The sequence below is a fragment of the Mycetohabitans sp. B3 genome, from assembly GCF_021498065.1.
In the GTDB taxonomy this organism is placed as follows: Bacteria; Pseudomonadota; Gammaproteobacteria; order Burkholderiales; family Burkholderiaceae; genus Mycetohabitans.
The window spans coordinates 85,540-103,334 of the sequence record NZ_JAHLKN010000002.1; the positions used below are offsets into that span (position 1 = coordinate 85,540).

The 17,795-nt window shown below is 61.0% G+C and carries 16 protein-coding genes and 1 pseudogene; 5 read left to right on the top strand and 12 right to left on the bottom strand.

Features of this window, described 5'->3' with window-relative positions:
• The first annotated feature begins 15 nt into the window (after positions 1 to 15).
• The 3 genes from KQH55_RS00665 (at position 16) to KQH55_RS00675 (ending at position 4,442) form a co-directional block, all read left to right on the top strand.
• Positions 16 to 2,469 (top strand): fimbria/pilus outer membrane usher protein, encoded by a 2,454-nt coding sequence (locus KQH55_RS00665; protein WP_083703743.1) that lies wholly within the window; start codon positions 16 to 18, stop codon positions 2,467 to 2,469.
• Between the two features lie 490 nt (positions 2,470 to 2,959).
• The gene (locus tag KQH55_RS00670; RefSeq protein ID WP_076796818.1) at positions 2,960 to 3,613 is read left to right on the top strand and encodes a peroxiredoxin; all 654 of its coding nucleotides are present in this window, start codon (positions 2,960 to 2,962) and stop codon (positions 3,611 to 3,613) included.
• Between the two features lie 181 nt (positions 3,614 to 3,794).
• Positions 3,795 to 4,442, top strand: a complete 648-nt coding sequence (locus tag KQH55_RS00675) for a LysE family translocator (RefSeq protein ID WP_076796819.1) — start codon at positions 3,795 to 3,797, stop codon at positions 4,440 to 4,442.
• Positions 4,443 to 4,918: 476 nt separating this feature from the next.
• On the opposite strand, the gene argC is transcribed toward KQH55_RS00675, so the two are convergent.
• From argC to KQH55_RS00690, 3 genes are all read right to left on the bottom strand, one after another.
• Entirely contained in the window at positions 4,919 to 5,866 is a 948-nt protein-coding gene (argC, locus tag KQH55_RS00680) for an N-acetyl-gamma-glutamyl-phosphate reductase (protein WP_235089988.1), read from the bottom strand.
• A gap of 90 nt (positions 5,867 to 5,956) precedes the next feature.
• Positions 5,957 to 6,466, bottom strand: coding sequence for a YbhB/YbcL family Raf kinase inhibitor-like protein (locus KQH55_RS00685; protein ID WP_373566342.1), 510 nt, complete (start codon positions 6,464 to 6,466; stop codon positions 5,957 to 5,959).
• A 376-nt stretch (positions 6,467 to 6,842) separates the two neighbouring features.
• Entirely contained in the window at positions 6,843 to 7,529 is a 687-nt protein-coding gene (locus KQH55_RS00690; protein WP_235089990.1) for an orotate phosphoribosyltransferase, read from the bottom strand.
• A 220-nt stretch (positions 7,530 to 7,749) separates the two neighbouring features.
• Here KQH55_RS00690 and KQH55_RS00695 point away from each other — a divergent pair, with 220 nt between their 5' ends.
• Positions 7,750 to 10,020, top strand: coding sequence for an NADP-dependent malic enzyme (locus KQH55_RS00695; protein ID WP_076785666.1), 2,271 nt, complete (start codon positions 7,750 to 7,752; stop codon positions 10,018 to 10,020).
• Positions 10,021 to 10,257: 237 nt separating this feature from the next.
• Here the strand turns inward: KQH55_RS00695 and KQH55_RS00700 are convergent, their stop codons facing one another.
• Complete coding sequence (locus KQH55_RS00700; protein ID WP_170872439.1) at positions 10,258 to 10,497, bottom strand: hypothetical protein; 240 nt, start codon at positions 10,495 to 10,497, stop codon at positions 10,258 to 10,260.
• Positions 10,498 to 10,900: 403 nt separating this feature from the next.
• Between KQH55_RS00700 and KQH55_RS16750 the strand changes: the two are divergent.
• Positions 10,901 to 10,957, top strand: a pseudogene (locus KQH55_RS16750) (Lrp/AsnC family transcriptional regulator); the annotation flags it as partial.
• A 64-nt stretch (positions 10,958 to 11,021) separates the two neighbouring features.
• Here KQH55_RS16750 and KQH55_RS00710 read toward each other — a convergent pair.
• The 8 genes from KQH55_RS00710 to paaA all read right to left on the bottom strand — a co-directional run bounded on the left by KQH55_RS00710 (position 11,022) and on the right by paaA (position 17,387).
• On the bottom strand, positions 11,022 to 11,687 hold the full coding sequence (locus tag KQH55_RS00710) for a GNAT family N-acetyltransferase (protein ID WP_083703745.1): 666 nt from the start codon (positions 11,685 to 11,687) through the stop codon (positions 11,022 to 11,024).
• A 219-nt stretch (positions 11,688 to 11,906) separates the two neighbouring features.
• On the bottom strand, positions 11,907 to 12,533 hold the full coding sequence (locus tag KQH55_RS00715; RefSeq protein ID WP_076785664.1) for a TetR/AcrR family transcriptional regulator: 627 nt from the start codon (positions 12,531 to 12,533) through the stop codon (positions 11,907 to 11,909).
• A 53-nt stretch (positions 12,534 to 12,586) separates the two neighbouring features.
• Positions 12,587 to 13,378 carry a DUF1835 domain-containing protein gene (locus KQH55_RS00720; protein WP_076796823.1) on the bottom strand — a complete coding sequence of 264 codons (792 nt, stop codon included), beginning with the start codon at positions 13,376 to 13,378 and terminating at the stop codon, positions 12,587 to 12,589.
• A 169-nt stretch (positions 13,379 to 13,547) separates the two neighbouring features.
• Positions 13,548 to 14,636, bottom strand: coding sequence for a 1,2-phenylacetyl-CoA epoxidase subunit PaaE (gene paaE, locus KQH55_RS00725; protein WP_235089991.1), 1,089 nt, complete (start codon positions 14,634 to 14,636; stop codon positions 13,548 to 13,550).
• Between the two features lies 1 nt (position 14,637).
• Entirely contained in the window at positions 14,638 to 15,183 is a 546-nt protein-coding gene (paaD, locus tag KQH55_RS00730) for a 1,2-phenylacetyl-CoA epoxidase subunit PaaD (RefSeq protein WP_076785661.1), read from the bottom strand.
• Between the two features lie 68 nt (positions 15,184 to 15,251).
• Positions 15,252 to 16,052 (bottom strand): 1,2-phenylacetyl-CoA epoxidase subunit PaaC, encoded by an 801-nt coding sequence (gene paaC / locus KQH55_RS00735; RefSeq protein WP_076785660.1) that lies wholly within the window; start codon positions 16,050 to 16,052, stop codon positions 15,252 to 15,254.
• A gap of 20 nt (positions 16,053 to 16,072) precedes the next feature.
• Positions 16,073 to 16,357: a 1,2-phenylacetyl-CoA epoxidase subunit PaaB gene (paaB, locus tag KQH55_RS00740; RefSeq protein ID WP_076785659.1), complete on the bottom strand. Its 285-nt coding sequence runs from the start codon at positions 16,355 to 16,357 to the stop codon at positions 16,073 to 16,075.
• Positions 16,358 to 16,388: 31 nt separating this feature from the next.
• Positions 16,389 to 17,387 (bottom strand): 1,2-phenylacetyl-CoA epoxidase subunit PaaA, encoded by a 999-nt coding sequence (gene paaA, locus KQH55_RS00745; RefSeq protein WP_076796824.1) that lies wholly within the window; start codon positions 17,385 to 17,387, stop codon positions 16,389 to 16,391.
• Between the last annotated feature and the right edge of the window lie 408 nt (positions 17,388 to 17,795).

Here is a 17,795-nt window from a genome sequence, read left to right on the forward strand (position 1 = left end):
GGGCGGGGACCCATCGTGCAGCACCGTAACACCGCCACAGGGCACGCTTGGCCGGGTGTGCGATGCACCCCCGCTGTATTGCTGTATGTCAGCATCACGAGCGCGAGCGCCGCTGCGTGGGCCACCGATAGTGAAGTCAAATTTGACCTGGATAGGCTGCGCGCTCGCGGTCTGCCGGTGGAACTTGCGAACTACTATGAACGTGGCGCCCGCTTCGATCCCGGTTATAACCGCGTATCGCTTTGGGTAAACGGCGCATCACGAGGAGAAATCCAAGCGTATTTCAAGCCGGATGGCAGCCTGTGCGTAACGCGTGAACTGCTCGAGCGCGCCAGCTTGAACGTTCCTGAGGGATTGGCGAGCCCGGCCGACGCGAGCTCTAGCCACGGGGCGTCCCATTCGTCACCGTGCGTCGACTATCAAGCTGCATTTGCGCAGACCTTGATAAAACTGATTCCGCATGCATCCCGCATCGAGTTGATTGTGCCGCCACAGGCGGTTCGTCGCCGAACGCGCGTACCGAAACAGTTTGATGACGGCGGTGTCGCAGGCCTGTTCAATTACGACGCTTATCTGTCTCAGTGGCGTCACCCGACCGGGACAAGCCGCAACTTCAACGTGCGCTCGGAGGGCGGCTTTAATGCCTATGGTTGGATCGTGAGATCGCATCAGTCGCTACGCGAATCGCGGCGCCGCCGATACTTGTTCCACGACAGAGCGTATGCGCAACGAACGTTGCCGGATATGCAAAAGACGCTGCAAGTTGGCCAGATCCTAGTGTCAAACGGGGTAATCGGTGGCATCTCACTCGATGGCGCACAGCTCACACCGGACACCGCGTTGCTTCGCACGCAACTGCGTGCACCGCGTGTGGAGGGCATTGCTTCTTCACAGGCAAGCGTCGTGATCCGGCAAGCCGGTCGCCAGATTTATTCAACGCTCGTTCCACCCGGCCCATTTGCGATAGACGACGTGGAACTGTACAGCGATATGTCCGACTTGACCGTGACGGTCACTGAGGAGGACGGATCTCGGCGCGAGTTCGTCGTGCCCGTTACGTCGCTTGGCGCGGGCGCCGCGGTCGATGCACCAGGATTTTCGTTGGCACTCGGCAATTTCAACGGCCGTACGATAACGTTTCCCGGGGCCGTGCTGACAGGCGCTGGCTGGCTTGGTCCGGCCAGCAGCGCGGCAGCCGCTGCGATCGTGGCACAGCATTACCAAGCTGCGGGAGCAGCGCTGACGGTCTTGCCACGGCGTGGCCCGATGCTTGCGACGCAACTGCTCGCCTCACGACATTCACCGGCATTCGCTTCCGGCATTCGCGCCAGCATACGTGTGAGCAGCCACCTGGGCCGCGACTTTTCCGCCAGTGTATCCGCGGGCGCTCGGAGTGCAGGCTTTCGCCATCTCTTTGATTCGAGAGCGAACAGCAGGCGATGCAGTGCAATGGATTATTCGGTTCAGTTGAACTATGCGGCACCCTATGGATCGGTCGCTCTTGGATACGGGCAGTCATTTGTTGCCGGCAGCACGACGGGGCGCTACGTGAATGGCGCGATTTCAATGCAAGTGGCCGGCGTATCGGTCGGGCTGGTAGCCCGATGCGATTCATCCCGTTTTGGCAAAGCACGCACTTCGACATACCTGAGCGTTAGTGTTCCACTGGGCCGCACTGGCGTTCGCGCACACGCGTCGCTGACAGACTCGGCGCTCCGGAGCGGCATGCGGATGAACCATTCGCTGGGCAGCAGAACGCACTATAGCGGGTCATTTCAGCGCGACCATGCGCGCGGCGACACGTCGGTCGACGTGGACGTGAGTCATGGCAACCGTTTTGCACGTATGTCAGCCGGTGTGTTGCGTTCGTCACGGGCGTTATCCTACTCGGCGGCATTGAGCGGCTCATTGGCGGTACACCGCGACGGGTTCGGATTTTCTCCTTACCGGATCGGAGATACGTTCGGTGTTGTATCGACATCTGGCGTGCCTGGCGTGACGATTCTCACGCGTGCGGGTGTCGTGGAGACGGATCGCACTGGCCATGCGATATTGCCGTCGCTGCCCGCGTACGTGGCCTCGCCTGTCGAGATTGCGACACGTAGCTTGCCACGCAACGCCGACGTGGACAATGGCTACCGGGCCGTGCAGCCCGCACGAGGTTCAGTGCAAAAGGTCCGATTCAACGTGACGACGGTACGCCGTGCGCTGCTGGAGGTATCGACAAAGGGCGGCTCGACGATCCAGCGCGGGACTCCCGTACTGGATGGCATGGGCAATATGGTTGCGACCGTACTGGACGATCAGCAGGTGTTCCTGCCGCTCGCTACGCCAGAGAAACCCTTGACCGTCCGACTCACGGATGGTGGACGTTGCCAACTCACCTACACGTTACCTGACGAGCCGGATCCCAAGCGCACGTTTGAGCGTGTGCCAGCGTACTGTATTCCGGTTCCAACGGAACGGTAACAGTCTACCTTCAATTTTTTTATTTATATATATATATGTCTGTAATAGTAGTTAACAACAACCGCGTCACGCTGTGGATAACTGCAAAAACACGTTAACGGATCAATACGATACTGTTCTGATAACGCTATGCGGGGTCGGGGGATAGCACAGGCAAAAGTGGGATAACGCGTCTGCGGCTCTGCGTTGCCAATGCATTGTCCAGATTTCACGCAACAGCTGTGCATCCGGCTATCCAGAGGTTGTCCAACGCCATGAGTGGATAACTGTCCAGCACGGGTGCTGGTCGACTGCCTTGGAGGTTGATCGCGCAGCGGCCCGGACGGCTAAGCAGGCAAGTTTGACGACGCGCGCTGATGGACGGCGTTGGGCGAGCACGCTACTCTTCCTATAATTGCACTTCGTGTGCACTGGTTGACGCAGATCTTCGCAGCGGTTGCGTGGTTGGCTGCACGACCGTGCGCCCTCATCATGTCAATGGAGGCCTGATATGTCGATTCGCATAGGCGACGAAGCACCCGATTTCACCGCCGATACCACGGAAGGTCAGATTCGTTTCCACGAATGGATCGGCGACCATTGGGCGATTCTGTTTTCGCATCCGAAGGATTTCACACCAGTGTGCACGACCGAGCTGGGCTACGTCGCGCGGCTGAAACCCGAATTTGACAAGCGCAACACGAAGGTGATCGGCCTGTCGATCGATCCGGTCAGCGACCACAAGCGTTGGGTGGGGGACATCGCCGAGACACAAGGCTATCCGATCAACTATCCGTTGATCGGTGATGAAAATTTGAACGTCGCGAAGTTATACGACATGATTCATCCCAATGCGAGTGCTGGGCCGCGCAACGCGAATGACAATGCGACCGTACGCGCGGTGTTCATCGTTGGTCCGGACAAGAAAATCAAGGCCACGCTCACCTATCCGATGAGCGCGGGGCGCAACTTTGACGAAATCCTGCGCCTGCTCGATGCGTTGCAACTGAACGCGAAGCATTCCGTGGCGACGCCGGTGAACTGGAAGCCAGGCGACGACGTGATCATCCCGACGTCGGTCTCCGACGAAGAAGCGAAGAAAAAGTATCCCGAAGGCTTTAAGAGGCTTAAGCCGTACCTGCGCACTGTCGCGCAGCCGAAGTAACCTAGGTGAGCGGCCTCTCATCCGGACCGTTGCGGATGTGTACAGGGGGTTGCGTTTTTGAAGAGCTAGGGTTTATACTTAAATCTGTCTCCTCCATGTCTCCTCCGATATGGATTCAGCCCGCTGCATTGGCGGGCTTTTTTTTCGCTCTCGTATTATTCGACCCTGATAAAAGAACGCTGTGACGCTCCATACGTGGTGGCTTTTCGTTGCAACCGTGTTCGTTGTATCGGCCATTCCAGGCCCGAACATGCTGTTGATGATGTCCTGCGGCGCGCGGTACGGCTTGCGCCGAAGCAGTTGGGCGATGGCTGGCTGCCTATCGGCGCTGATGCTGATGTTGTCCGTTTCGGCCGCCGGACTGGGGGTATTTCTGCAAGCTTGGCCAGCAATGTTCAACGTATTACGCGTGGCCGGCGCTGCTTACCTGGTGTACCTGGGCATCAAGGCGTGGCGTGCGCCGGTGGAGTCGGCGCCGCACGGTGCGGCCGATACGCGACCGGTCGAGCGTGATGCGGCGCATCGTGTCACGCGCTTTGCGATGTTTCGCACAGGCTTTCTGGTGGGCGCGAGTAATCCGAAGGCCATACTTTTCGCTGCCGCACTGCTGCCGCAGTTCATTAATGCCGCTGCGCCGACGTGGCCGCAGTTCAGTGTGCTGGTGCCAACGTTTGTGCTTATCGAAGTTGGTTGGTACGTGGTCTATGCCGGATGCGGCTCGCGGATCGGAGCACACCTTCGCAGCCGTAGCATGGCGAAGACGTTCAATCGGCTCACCGGCAGCGCATTCGTCGGCTTTGGCGCGCTGATGGCGCTGGTGCGGCATTAAGCGCCGGCTTAGTATGCGAAGTATAAATATTGGAATGCGCGCACCAGGTGCCGGAAATCGGCAATGCGCGGACGTCGTGAACGCGTCGGCGCTTAAAAAGACGGATCGGCGCGACGTAGGAAAGTTGTATCGTTGCAACACTGCGTAGGAAGACCCGGTATGGGCAGAAGTATGTTGCAATGCACCAAATAACTTGTTATAGTGAAGCCGTCTCCTCCATGTCTCCTCTGATATGGATTCAGCCCGCCGAACGGCGGGCTTTTTTTCACCGTGCATCATGGCGACAGCGAAAGCCGCTGCGGTGATCCGACGCACGTCGCGCGTCAGAATTGATTTATACGTCAGTGTCAGGTAAGTCAGGACTAGAGAGGTCTTGAGTTCTCCGTCCGTCACAGCCAGTTTGATGCTATCGGTAGCTTTCACAATCAGCGATGACGTCGTTTTCAGTAGAAAATGCGTCACCGCTGCCTGCAACGTCAGGCCGTTAATCCGATCCGTTCGTCTGCGTCGATGGCGAGGTTCATGCACTGCACGGCTGCGCCGGATGCGCCCTTGCCGAGATTGTCGAGCCGTGCGATCGTCATGATGCGCTCTTCGTTACCGAAGACGAACAAGTCGACGCGATTGGTGCCATTATTGGCTTGCACATCGAAAAAGCCATCGTCCAAGTTCTCCGGCGCACCCAGCGGCATGACCCGAACAAACACTTCGCCGGCATAGTGGTCGGCCAGCACGGCATGAACGTCGGCTGGTGTCACCCGGCGTGCCAATTGCGTCGCGGGAAGATAGGTCGTAACCGCGAGCCCTTTGTAGAACGCGCCGACGATCGGTGTAAACGCCGGCATTACCGTCAGCCCGGAATGGATCGTCATTTCCGGCAGGTGTTTATGCACCAGCCCAAGCGCGTAGGGGCGCGGACTCGATAATGCGGGAGTCGGGTTGCCCTCGTAGGCCGCGATCAATTTCTTGCCGCCACCACTGTATCCGGTGATCGAATAGGCTGTCGCGACGAAGCTGGCCGGCACGATACCAGCATCGACCAGCGGGTGCATGGCCAGCACGAACGCCGACGCATGGCATCCGGGCACCGCAATGCGCTTGCTCGCGCGGATTTTTTCTCGCTGCGCGTAGTTCAGCTCGGGCAACCCGTACGCCCAGTCCGGTTGTGTGCGGAACGCGGTGCTAGTGTCGATGATTACCACGCGGTCGTTGTCAACTAGCGACACGGACTCGCGCGATGCGGTATCCGGCAGGCACAGAAACGTGACGTCGGAGGCGTTGATCAGCCGGCGCCGCTCGTCAGAATCCTTTCGCTTCGCCTCGTCAATACGCAATACCTCAATATCGCGCCGCTGCGCGAGGTATTCATTGATTTTCAGCCCCGTCGTGCCGTCCTGCCCGTCGACAAAAACTTTGGTTGTCATTGCGCGCCCGCCTTATGCTCCGATACCGTTAAATAGGTATTTTAAGGCCCAGGGCGGGACAGATTCGTGGCGGTTACGAAAAAAATGCCGTTATCGGGTATAGGTCACGATGATCCGCGCGGCGGCGAGGGCGGCCACCGAGATTTCGTGTTCGAACATCGCGGCAGGACGCCCGCTGGCCAGCCGCAGGTCCTGAGTGCGCAGCGCCCACACGGTGACGATATAGCGATGCACTCTGCCGGCCGGTGGACATGGGCCGCCATAGCCGTCATCGCCAAAGTCGTTGCGGGCCTCGATGGCGCCGATCGACTTCAAAAAGCCCGATCCGCTGGCATTGGCCGGCAATCGATGGACGTTAGCTGGAATGCCAGCGACGGCCCAGTGCCACCAGCCGCGACCCGGTGCATCGGGATCAAAGACCGTCACCGCAAAGCCCCGGGTGCCGGGCGGCGCGTTACGCCACGACAGGTCCGGGGAATGGTTGAATCCGTTGCAGCCGCCCTTGTTGTAGACTTGCGCGTGCGGCACGTCCTGGTTGGGGTGCAACGCCGCGCTGTACAATTCGAACGGGCGGTTCACGCTGCCCGCCGACGTCGGCATGGTGTTGGCGGGTGCATTATCCGCCTGGGCGAGAGGTTGTGCGATCAGCAGCCACCCGGCCATGGGCAAGGTCTGCCACACGCGAACAGGCAAACGGCGAGATGCTCGAGACTGCTGGCGACGCGGGCGCATGGGCCGGAAACCTCCTGTCCTTGACGCAACGTTGTTATAACGAACAGTCAGGCACAGCGCGTTCGGTGCCGGTCGGCCGGAGCGGGACCGGGCAGCGCCGGTAAACACACAGGCAGTCTATCATCCGGATCCGCTTGCAAGGTAGCTGCGGCGCCGGCGACCACGGCTGAGGGCCTTCCAGATGCGACAAAGCCGCCCGTTAGGGCGGCTTTGTCGCATCTGGCATCGACCTCGATGGGTTCCGCTATTGCGGCGCGGCCGTCGCGCCGCCATGCGCGGCCGACCATTGAGCGGGTGCGTGCAGGAATTTTTCGACTTCGTCTAGCGTTTTCGCGTCGAAGTACCCGTTGTCCTTGGCCACGCGCAACACGTCCCACCAGGTCGCCAGCGCGTGCAGATCGACGCCGACCTCCTTGAGCACCGACACGCTTTCCTTGAAGATATGGTAGTGGAACAGCACGAAGCAGTGTTCGACGCTCGCGCCGGCGGTGCGCAACGCATTGATGAAGTTGATCTTGCTGCGGCTGTCGGTCGTCAGGTCCTCGACCAGCAGCACCCGCGAACCTTCTTGCAGAAACCCCTCGATCTGCGCATTACGGCCAAAACCCTTTGGCTTTTTGCGAACATATTGCATCGGCAGGCCCATGCGGTCGGCAATCCAGGCGGCGAACGGGATGCCGGCAGTTTCGCCACCCGCCACCGAGTCGATCTGCTCGAAACCGACACCGGTATAAATCGTCGATTCGGCCATGTCCATCAGCGCGCTGCGTACGCGGGGGTAAGAAATCAGCTTCCGGCAATCAATATAGACCGGGCTCGCCCATCCGGACGTGAAGATATACGGCTTTTCGGCGTTGAAGTGGACGGCCTGGACCTCGAGCAGAATCCTGGCGGTGGTGTCGGAGATCGTTTGACGATCGATGCCTATCATCGGGAAAATCCTTGGAATCGGGGATGGGTCGGGCGGGACTGCGCGACGCGCGTAGCCCATTATTATAGCTCAGTCGGACACCATGCTGGCTGACCGCGCCTGGGGTCACGGTACGCGCCGCGGATTGATCTTCCGTACCTGTGTAATCGGACAGCAGTTCATGGGGTGTACACTTATCGTCCCCGCCATATCCAATTTCCATCTATCTACACGTCGCACCATGGACGAACAACTGAAGCAAAGCGCTCTGGCCTATCACCAGAATCCAAAGCCCGGCAAGATCTCGGTCACTCCGACCAAGCCGCTGTCTAACCAATTCGACTTGTCGCTCGCTTACTCTCCAGGCGTTGCGGCCGCGTGCGAGGCGATCCATGCCGAGCCGCTCGACGCGCAGAAGTACACGTCGCGCGGCAATTTAGTGGGCGTCGTCACGAACGGCACGGCGGTATTGGGGCTTGGCAACATCGGGCCGTTGGCCGCCAAGCCGGTGATGGAGGGCAAGGGTTGCTTGTTCAAGAAATTCGCCGGTATTGACGTGTTCGACATCGAGCTTGCGGAATCTGATCCGGACAAGCTAGTCGAGGCGATCGCGATGCTCGAACCGACCCTGGGCGGCATCAATCTGGAGGATATCAAGGCGCCGGAGTGTTTCTACATCGAGCAGAAGCTGCGCGAGCGGATGAAGATCCCGGTGTTCCACGACGATCAGCATGGCACGGCGATCATTGCGTCGGCGGCGATTCTGAACGGCCTGAAGGTCGTCGGCAAGAACATCGCCGAGGTGAAGTTGGTCGCCTCGGGCGCGGGCGCGGCGGCGATTGCGTGCCTGGACCTGCTGGTCAAGCTCGGTCTGAGCAAGGACAATATTCTCGTGGCCGACTCCAAGGGCGTGATCTATGAGGGACGCGGCCATCTCGATCCGTCCAAGCAACGCTATGCCGCGCACACCGATGCGCGCACCCTAGCTGACGCGATCAAAGGTGCCGATGTGTTCCTCGGTTGCTCGAGCGCTGGCGTGCTGAAGCCGGACATGGTCAGGGAGATGGCCAGCAAGCCGTTGATTCTGGCGCTGGCCAATCCGGAGCCGGAGATCCGGCCGGAGGAGGCCAAGAAGGTCAGGCCTGATTGCATTATCGCCACAGGCCGCTCCGACTATCCGAATCAGGTCAATAACGTCCTGTGTTTCCCGTTCATCTTCCGCGGCGCGCTCGACGTGGGGGCGACCACGATCACCGAAGAGATGAAGCTCGCCTGCGTGCGCGCGATCGCGGAGCTGGCCGAGGAAAGTGACCAGGGCGACGAGGTGGCTAAGGCGTACGAGGGCCACACGCTCGAATTCGGCCCTGAGTATCTGATCCCGAAGCCGTTCGATCCGCGACTGATCATCAAGATCGCGCCAGCTGTCGCGCAGGCGGCGATGGATTCACGCGTCGCGACGCGTCCGATCACCGACATGGAAGCCTATCGGGAGCAGCTTGCCACGACGGTGTACCGCACCGGCATGGTAATGCGACCCGTATTTGCCGCAGCCAAGGCGTCCAACGCACGGATCGTGTTCGCCGAGGGCGAGGACGAGCGCGTGCTGCGCGCCGCACAATTCGTGTTGACTGAGCGCATCGCCAAGCCGATCATCGTCGGACGTCCGGCCGTGGTCGAGATGCGGTTGAAGAAGATGGGTTCGAAGCTGCGCGCCGGCCACGACTTCGAGGTCGTCGATCCGGAAGACGATCCGCGTTACCATCGGTGCTGGCAGGACTACCACGAGCTTGGCGCGCGCGCGGGCGTGACGCCCGAAGTGGCCAAGGCCGCGATGCGCAAGTCGAACACATTGATCGGCGCCATGCTGGTGCGGCTCGGCGACGCCGACGGCATGGTGTGCGGCTTGATCGAATCGTTCCATAGCCATCTAAAGTACATTGATCAGGTGCTGGGCCGCGCCAGCGACGCGCAGCACTATGCGGCGATGAACCTGCTGATGTTGCCTGGCCGTAACTTGTTCATTTGCGATACCTACGTGAACGAAGTGCCGAGCGCGGAGCAGCTTGCCGACATGGCGATCCTGGCGGCGCGCGAGGTCGAGAAATTCGGCATCGTGCCGAAGATCGCATTATTGTCGAACTCAAATTTCGGCAGCGTGCCGACGGCTTCCTCGCAGCGTATGGCGCAGGCTCGTGCGTTGATTGCCGAGCGTGCCGCGCACTTAGAGGTCGACGGCGAAATGCACGGCGATGCGGCGCTGTCCGAAGTAATCCGCAAGCAGGCGATGCCCGGCACCACGCTCAGCGGAGAGGCGAATCTACTGATTATGCCGAACGTCGAGGCGGCCAACATTACGTACAACCTGCTGAAGATGATTGGCGGGGAGGGCGTAACGGTCGGGCCATTCTTGCTCGGTGTAGCAAAGGCTGTGCACATTCTGACGCCGGCGTCCACCGTGCGCCGCATCATCAACATGACTGCGGTGGCATCGGCCAACGCACGCGTTGGCTGAGCGGCGCCTCATCGTTGCAGTCGGTTGTCCCTGCCGGCTGCCGTAGCCAGTTGCGCAGTTGCGGGTTCGGACCGCTCGCGCTGGCGAGCGCGATGCGGCCGCGGCTGGGACCGGCGCGTGTCCCGAGCCGGCGCGTACTCGAGCCATCGGGCGTGTCGGCCGAGCGCATTCAAGCATTCATCCGGGGGGGGGGCGGTTTTGCACCCCTTTTCGGTCGTCGGCCGTTGAGCCCGGCGCCTATGCGGCGGCCCCGTGCCCCGGTGGGCTAACGTCGTCTGAGCCGTTTGCCGTCAGGCCACCGTCCACTCGGTACCCCCAGCCGGTGACGCGCGCCTCTTGAATCAGCGGCAGATCAGGCCAGCGGATATTGAGTCCGCCGTCCGGCATCGTGAAAACCTCGGGCAGGACGATGCGTACGCGTTCGGGATCCACATCGACGGAGGCGGAGGACTCGACGACATCGGTCACGCATTTCATGGCGGTCCACAGCTCCGGTTTGCCTTCCTCCGATTAGAGCTTGAGATCACCAAAGCTTCAAAAGAGTCGTGGTGTCTTGTGGACACGTGGACTCAGTGCGTTATTTTTGTCGTTGCCCAAAATATTCGCACTTGGGTCAATCCCCCACATGCGCAGCGGTAGGATGCGCTCCTGCCTGGCAATAGGCCAGCGACAGTGCCGGCTGGAGGCGTGGGGGGAATACGCGGATACGTTGCGTTGCTCGGTCCCGGCGCAGTGGGACTGGCTTGCTGGCGTAAGTGAATGTGCGGCTGGGAAAGTGGGGCGGGTTGGGAGGCGGGACAGACGATGATCCGCGTGCGGACGCACCCACTGAGGGTGTGCGCCGCGCCGGCTAAGCGCTGCGACGCCGACGGCAGCCTTCCGTGCCGCGGTCGGATCGTGGCCAGAGGTCGTAGCGTGCTATGCGATGACCGGCGACATAGACTATCTGCAGCGATGGTTTGACGCGTCCAGCCTCACACCATCAGTGAGGCGTGAGGGTATCAAGCGGCCAGCCCGGCAGGCACCATGCGGAAAATATCGAATAGCTGGGACGCGCGCCGCGCCTGGCGCTTCATCGCGTAGTCGAACATCGCAGCCTGTTCTTGCAGCAGTTCGGCCATGATGCTGGATGGATCCGCTGGCAGCAGCGTCAGGTATGCGTCGGCTTCCCCGTGCGCGTATTCGATTTTCATGCCGGCCTTCCTCGCGATGTGCATCATCGTCAAATTGCGCGACAGGCAATGCATATACAGCGTCGTCACGCGGGTATTCCGGCCACGCATCGCGGCGCGCTCAAACAGTTGCGTGCCGATGCCGCGGCCACGGGCGCGCTCAAGTACCGACACGCCGAACTCCGCGGTACGCTTGTCGCCGTTGTCAGGCAGATAGGCAAGATGACCGACACCAACCAACTCGAGGTTGTCGTCGAAGACGCCGAACACCGTATCGCGGGAAAAGTCGATGCCCTCGACGTAGTGTTCGATCAGATGGTCGGGAACCCGTTGCCCAAACCGCAGCAGCCGATCGTCATCGCTCAGCGACAGGAAGTGTGCGTGCAGCCGTACGCGATCGCGTGGCGACAATTCACGCACGAGCGCCGCTTTTGGCGAGGCGCGGCGCAAATCATGCACCGTTATCGGACCAGGGGCCGAGTTCAACGCTTTCATCGGGTTCTCCTGCGGGCGGCGGGCTTACCGCCTGCCCAGCTCGCATCAGTTTCTGATGCACTGCAATATGCATTTTACAGGAAAACCCTAAATTTCTCCGGGAAAACCCTGAGTTGGATTGGAATGGATGTTCTAAAACCGCCATCAAGTAGCGTAAAAACGCCTTATGACAGGCGTTGTGGGTGCTATTGAGCCCCAACGCGGGGCGGATTGTCACAGCTAGGGCACGATTGCTGCAACGTCCGGCGGCGCGACCAGTCCGCGTTCGAGCACGGCGACGACCTCGTTTGCGAAGTTCGCGTAGGTCATCGTGCCGCTCGGCTTGAGCCACGTGAAGGTCCAGTTGATCATGCCGAACACCATCATGGTGAGCGCCATTTGGTTGGACTTGGTCACGCGCCGCGGATAGGCGCGAGCCAGCTGGCGTGCAAACGCGGCAACGATGTCGCGTTGCCGGTCCAGGATGATTTCGCGCTGCGTTTGCACCAGATACTTGACGTCGTTGAGCAGCGCGACATGTCGCGTGTGCGACGTTTCGTACTCAGCGAGGAAAGCGCGGATTAACTCCGCGAAGGTTTGCTGCTCGTTCAGTTCCCGTCGCTGACTGGCGCCCTCGACCTCGGCGATGATCAGCATTAGTCGCTTCGTGTACCGGTCCAGCAAATCGAACAAAATGGCCTCCTTGCTCTCGTAATAATGGTACAGGCGCGCTTTCGACGTGCCGCTGGCCGCGGCCAGTTCCGCCATCGACGTGCTCGGGTAGCTGGTCTGCGCGAATTTCTCGGCGGCCAGATTCAAGATCTGCTCGCGCTGGCTTTCGTGATCAGGAGCTCGGGTGCGGGCCATGGGGCAATTCGGTTGAGGATCTGTCCGGTTAGCGTGACATACACGTCGCCGGCCTACGGCCGCCGCACTTGCACATCACGCCACTGTTGACGCGCCTCGCCGCTGAGCGCGAGGCGGCCGGCCGTGACCAGTTCCCTGCACCGCCACAACGCGATCGCATCGGTCACGCAGACACCGAAGTCGACCTTCATGACCTGGGCGGCAACGTTGGTCGCCATTTGCCATCGATCATCGGTATGCTGTAACCATGCGTCGTCGATCGGCGCATAGGTGCCGGTCACGAAGCGGTTCTCGCGCCAGCATCGCACGTCGCCATTGAGCCGCCGCACGTCCTGCCACTCCAGCGCAAGCCGCCCGATGCGCAACACCGAAATCGGCGCGGCCTTCCGGATGCGCGCGGCCAGCGCGTCGGCGCCGAACATGCCGATTGTGCTCGCGCCGTCGGCACGCGGCGCGGTCTCGCGTGGCAACTCGCGTGTGCCAAGGGCCACTTCATTGAGCCGTTGCGGTTGGGTGCGCAGATACCATGCAACCCGACGCAGCATCAGTTGGTCCGACGCGCTTTGCGCGTGCCAGACGACGATATTCGTCGCTGCTGATCCGACGAGACGTTCCAACGTGGCGTTCTGCTCGTTCAGTTCGGACACGACATCCCGGTCCCGTTCGTCGAGGACTTGCTGCCAGAACGCCGCGCGTTCATGCACGTCGCTGTCGACAGCGCGGATCGGGCCAAATGCAAGATCGTCACGCAACGCAAGGACCTCCTCGTTGCGTTGTGTACTGGCCAGCGCTGCACGAAGCGAGGCGGCCGCCACATCCCCGTTGGTAATATGGATTGTTGTCATAGAAGTCGCCCGCTTACGCGGTAAGCGGGCCCGCGCTGCGCGGTTCCCGGCATGCCGCCAGTGCGCTGCGCGAGCCAGGCTATATGTGAACAGGCGCTAGTGTAAGCGATCGTTCCGGATCGTGGCCGGCGACGCAGCGAATGAGAACGGCCGACAGCGCAGTGCCGGCTCAGCGTTCGTCGTAGCTGACTACCACGCGTTCGCTGACCGGGTGGCATTGGCAGGTGAGGACAAAGCCGGCATCCACTTCTTGGGGCTCGAGCGTGTAGTTCTTCTCCATCCGGACTTCTCCCTCGATCACCTTGGCGCGGCACGTGCAGCACACGCCGCCCTTGCACGCGTACGGCAGCGCGAGCCCCGCGCGCAATCCAACATCGAGCAAGCTCACGCCTTCATAGGGCAGGCGCAGCTTGCGGCGCTTGCCGTCGAGCATGATTTCCAGGTCCGCCGCAGGAGTGTGTTCGGTTATTTCGACCGGTGGTACGCCGGCTTGCGGCAGCGGCGTGCCAAAGCGCTCCACATGGATGCGCTGTTGCGGCACCCCGGCGGCTTTCAATGCGTCCTCGGCGGCATCCATCATCGGCGCTGGTCCGCAGATGAAGGCTTCGTCGATCGATTCGGCCGGCACCAGCGATTGCAGGAAGGCGTCGCACTTGGCCCGGTCCAGCACGCCATTGAACAGCTCGACATCCTGCACATCGTCCGACAGCACGTGATACAGGATCAGCCGGTTCATGTACCGGTTTTTCAGGTCTTCCAATTCCTCGGCGAACATGATTGCGTCGACGCTGCGATTGCCGTAGATCAGCGTAAAAGTGCTGCGCGGCTCGACATCCAAGGTCGTCTTGATAATGGCCAACACCGGTGTGATGCCCGAGCCTCCCGCGAACGCGAGATACTGTTTGTCGTGATCGGCATTTAAGTGTGTGAAAAAGCGACCATCGGGCGTCATCACATCGATTGTGTGTCCCGGTTGCAGTGTGTCGAACGCAAAGTTCGAGAAGCGGCCGCCGCGCACCCGTTTGATGCCGATGCGCAATTCGCCGTCCCGCTCGTAGTCGGTGACGCCGACGCAGATCGAATACGAGCGGCGCGTTTCCTCACCGTTGATATGGGCCTTGAGCGTGACGAACTGCCCTTGCGTGAACCGGTACGCATCGCGCAGTTCGACAGGAACCTCGAAAGCGACCGAGACTGCGTCCGGCGTTTCGACGCGCACTTCGCGGATGCGCAGCGGATGAAATTGCACAGTGGCCATATTAATACGGTTTGAAGTAATCGAAAGGTTCACGGCAGGTAATACAGCGGTATAGCGCCTTACACGCGGTCGAGCCGAACTGCGACAGCCGCTCGGTGTTCGGCGAGCCGCAGTGCGGGCAGGCGGGCTGTTGCGCTTGCTCGCGTTCGTCGCGCGACACGATCCTGACCGGCTGCTGCGCTTGCGTTCCCTGCGTCGCGCAAGTCCGTGACGGCGGTGCGATCCCGTAGCGGCGCAGCTTTTCGCGCGCGCCCTCGGTGATCCAGTCGGTGGTCCATGCAGGCGCGAGCACGCTGATGACACGGTGCGGCGCGAGCCCCACGCCATCCAGCGCCGCGCCGATGTCCTCGGCGATCTGCGCCATTGCCGGACAACCCGAGTAGGTTGGCGTGATCACCGCTTCAATGACGCCGTCCGGTGCCTGTCGCACGTCGCGAAGAATGCCGAGTTCGCGGATCGACACGACCGGGATTTCCGGGTCGGGTACCGCGTCCAGCGCCGCCCACGCGCGGGCAACGGGTGAAGTGTCGGTCGAACTGTCTGGCATGCGTTTCTCTGTCGAATTTGGAAGCCGGCGCGAATGCCGGAATGGGGCCGAGAGTGGCCCGCACCGTCCTACCAGCGGGCGCCGGGATGCTGGCGGGCCAGACTCTGCATTTCCGCCAGCAGATAGCCCATGTGCTCGGAGTGCTCGCCCAGCTTGCCTGTCGTCACATATTGACCCATGGTCGGCCACGCAAGCGTGGCTTCGTTGAGCGCCGCCCGGACATGCGCCGACCAGTCTGGCTGCAGCGTTGCGTTCCGCGGGCCGATGCCCTGTGCCGCGATGGACTGCTCGAGTTCGTCACCGGAGAAGAACTCGCTCGTGTACGGCATCAGGAAGTCGACTGCGGCCTGTGTGCGGCGATGTGATTCGTCTGTGCCGTCGCCAAGCCGTACCAGCCAGTCGCGCGCGTGGTGCACGTGGTATCGCGTTTCCTTGAGCGATTTGGCGGCGATCGCGGCCAACTCGGCATCGCTTGAGTGCAGCAGCGCATTCCAGACGAGCAGCATCAGCGTCGAATACAGAAAATGGCGCACGATCGTTACCGCATAGTCCCGGTCGGGGCGTACAGTGCCGCCATACGGGCCGGCGTGCGGCAGCTCGAGCATCGTGTAATTGCGGAACTCGCGCTCCTCACGGAAGAATGCGTAGTCGTCTTCATCGCGCGCTTGACCAGTGAGCGCGGCCTCCAGTGAGCCGGCGTGCGTATAGAGCAGCCGGGCCTGGCCGATCAAGTCCAGGCTGATATTGGCCAGCGCGATGTCCTCTTCGAGGACCGGGCCATGCCCGGTCCATTCAGCATTGCGCTGGCCGAGAATCAAGGCGTTGTCCGCGAGGCGCAGCACATACGCCAGATGGTGTTGCGTTGGCATGGGCGTGGTCCGTCCTGACTTTACATGTGGTTGACTTTGTCCGGTAACTGGTAGAAGGTCGGATGGCGGTATATCTTGTCGCCGGCCGGATCGAACAGTTCGGACTTTTCTTCGGGCGCCGATGCGGTAATCGCCGCGGCTGGTACGACCCAGATGCTCACACCTTCTTGCCGGCGCGTATAGACGTCACGCGCCATGCGCAGCGCCATTTGTGCGTCCGCCGCATGCAGGCTGCCACAATGTTTGTGGTCCAACCCCTGTTTGCTGCGTACAAATACTTCCCAAATCGGCCATTCTTTGCTCATGGGTTCCTCCTCGATCCTTGCTGGCGCACCACTACGCCGCTTTCTGTTTGTTGCGCCGAGCCTGCTTGGCCTCGTACGCTAGCGCCGCCTCGCGTACCCAGGCGCCGTCCTCATGCGCCTTCACGCGCGTGGCCAGCCGCTCGCGGTTGCAGGGGCCGTCGCCGTTGACCACGCGCCAAAATTCTTCCCAGTCCACTGTGCCGTAGTCGTAGTGGCCGCGCGCCTCATTCCACTTCAAATCCGGATCGGGCAGCGTGACGCCGAGGACCTTGGCCTGCTCGACGGTCGCGTCGACAAATTTTTGCCGAAGGTCGTCGTTCGATATGCGCTTGATACCCCATTTGGCGGACTGGTTGCTGTGCACCGAGTCTTTGTCGCTCGGACCGAACATCATGAGCACTGGCCACCACCAGCGGTTCACGGCCTGTTGCACCATCTCGCGCTGTGCTGCGGTACCCTGCATCATGACCAGCAACGCATCGAAGCCTTGGCGTTGGTGGAACGACTCTTCCTTGCAGATGCGGATCATCGCGCGCGCATAAGGGCCATACGTGCAGCGGCACAACGGGATCTGGTTCATGATCGCAGCGCCATCGACTAGCCACCCGATCACGCCGACGTCGGCCCAACTCGGCGTGGGATAGTTAAAAATGCTCGAATACTTTGCACGGCCGCTGTGCAGCGCATCGAGCATCTGATCGCGCGACACGCCCAGCGTTTCCGCGGCGCTGTACAGGTACAGCCCATGCCCGCCCTCGTCCTGCACCTTAGCTAACAGGATCGCCTTGCGTTTCAAGCTCGGCGCGCGACTGATCCAGTTGCCTTCGGGCAGCATGCCGACGATTTCGGAGTGCGCGTGCTGCGAGATTTGCCGCACTAACGTCTTGCGATAGGCATCGGGCATCCAGTCCTGCGGCTCGATCTTGTCGTCCGCGGCGATGCGCGCGTCAAAACGCTGCTGATCTATGCTGGCAACGGGGCTGTCGGCCAGCGCGGTGTTGCCCGGTAGGTCGAGCGATTGCGTATACATGGGGAGTCTCCATCAGGATTCTCTACGCAGTATAAACCTACCGACCGGTCGGTTAATAGCTTTTTATCTTGTGAACCCGCTGCCGGTTAGGCGGCGCGTTATGCCGGTGGCCGGCCGAGTTGGCGGCAAGGCTTGCGTTGAAAAAATATTTGCTAGCCCTTGTGGTGAGCGTGCTATTGGCCTATGATTCGCACCCTCGCTGCAGGCAGTAGCGGGGCCGCTGAAGGAGCAAACGCAGCGGGCGGGGTGGGCAACGGGGTGTGAGGCGATCAGCATCGCACCGGGGTGGTAAAAAAGTTGTTGACGCTTCGCAAGATTGTGTTCATAATTTCGTTTCTCTGCTGCTGATGCAGCGACGCGATGCGGGGGCTGAGGCCGGATGGGCTGAGGCGAAGCGGTTGCGATGCT

Excerpts from the sequence above, each read along its gene's own strand:
- KQH55_RS00670 (WP_076796818.1), top strand. The coding sequence starts at position 2,960 with ATGTCGATTCGCATAGGCGACGAAGCACCCGATTTCACCGCCGATACC.
- argC (WP_235089988.1), bottom strand. The coding sequence starts at position 5,866 with ATGACAACCAAAGTTTTTGTCGACGGGCAGGACGGCACGACGGGGCTG.
- KQH55_RS00685 (WP_373566342.1), bottom strand. The coding sequence starts at position 6,466 with ATGCCGACGTCGGCGGGCAGCGTGAACCGCCCGTTCGAATTGTACAGC.
- KQH55_RS00690 (WP_235089990.1), bottom strand. The coding sequence starts at position 7,529 with ATGATAGGCATCGATCGTCAAACGATCTCCGACACCACCGCCAGGATT.
- KQH55_RS00695 (WP_076785666.1), top strand. The coding sequence starts at position 7,750 with ATGGACGAACAACTGAAGCAAAGCGCTCTGGCCTATCACCAGAATCCA.
- KQH55_RS00700 (WP_170872439.1), bottom strand. The coding sequence starts at position 10,497 with ATGAAATGCGTGACCGATGTCGTCGAGTCCTCCGCCTCCGTCGATGTG.
- KQH55_RS00710 (WP_083703745.1), bottom strand. The coding sequence starts at position 11,687 with ATGAAAGCGTTGAACTCGGCCCCTGGTCCGATAACGGTGCATGATTTG.
- KQH55_RS00715 (WP_076785664.1), bottom strand. The coding sequence starts at position 12,533 with ATGGCCCGCACCCGAGCTCCTGATCACGAAAGCCAGCGCGAGCAGATC.
- KQH55_RS00720 (WP_076796823.1), bottom strand. The coding sequence starts at position 13,378 with ATGACAACAATCCATATTACCAACGGGGATGTGGCGGCCGCCTCGCTT.
- paaE (WP_235089991.1), bottom strand. The coding sequence starts at position 14,636 with ATGGCCACTGTGCAATTTCATCCGCTGCGCATCCGCGAAGTGCGCGTC.
- paaD (WP_076785661.1), bottom strand. The coding sequence starts at position 15,183 with ATGCCAGACAGTTCGACCGACACTTCACCCGTTGCCCGCGCGTGGGCG.
- paaC (WP_076785660.1), bottom strand. The coding sequence starts at position 16,052 with ATGCCAACGCAACACCATCTGGCGTATGTGCTGCGCCTCGCGGACAAC.
- paaB (WP_076785659.1), bottom strand. The coding sequence starts at position 16,357 with ATGAGCAAAGAATGGCCGATTTGGGAAGTATTTGTACGCAGCAAACAG.
- paaA (WP_076796824.1), bottom strand. The coding sequence starts at position 17,387 with ATGTATACGCAATCGCTCGACCTACCGGGCAACACCGCGCTGGCCGAC.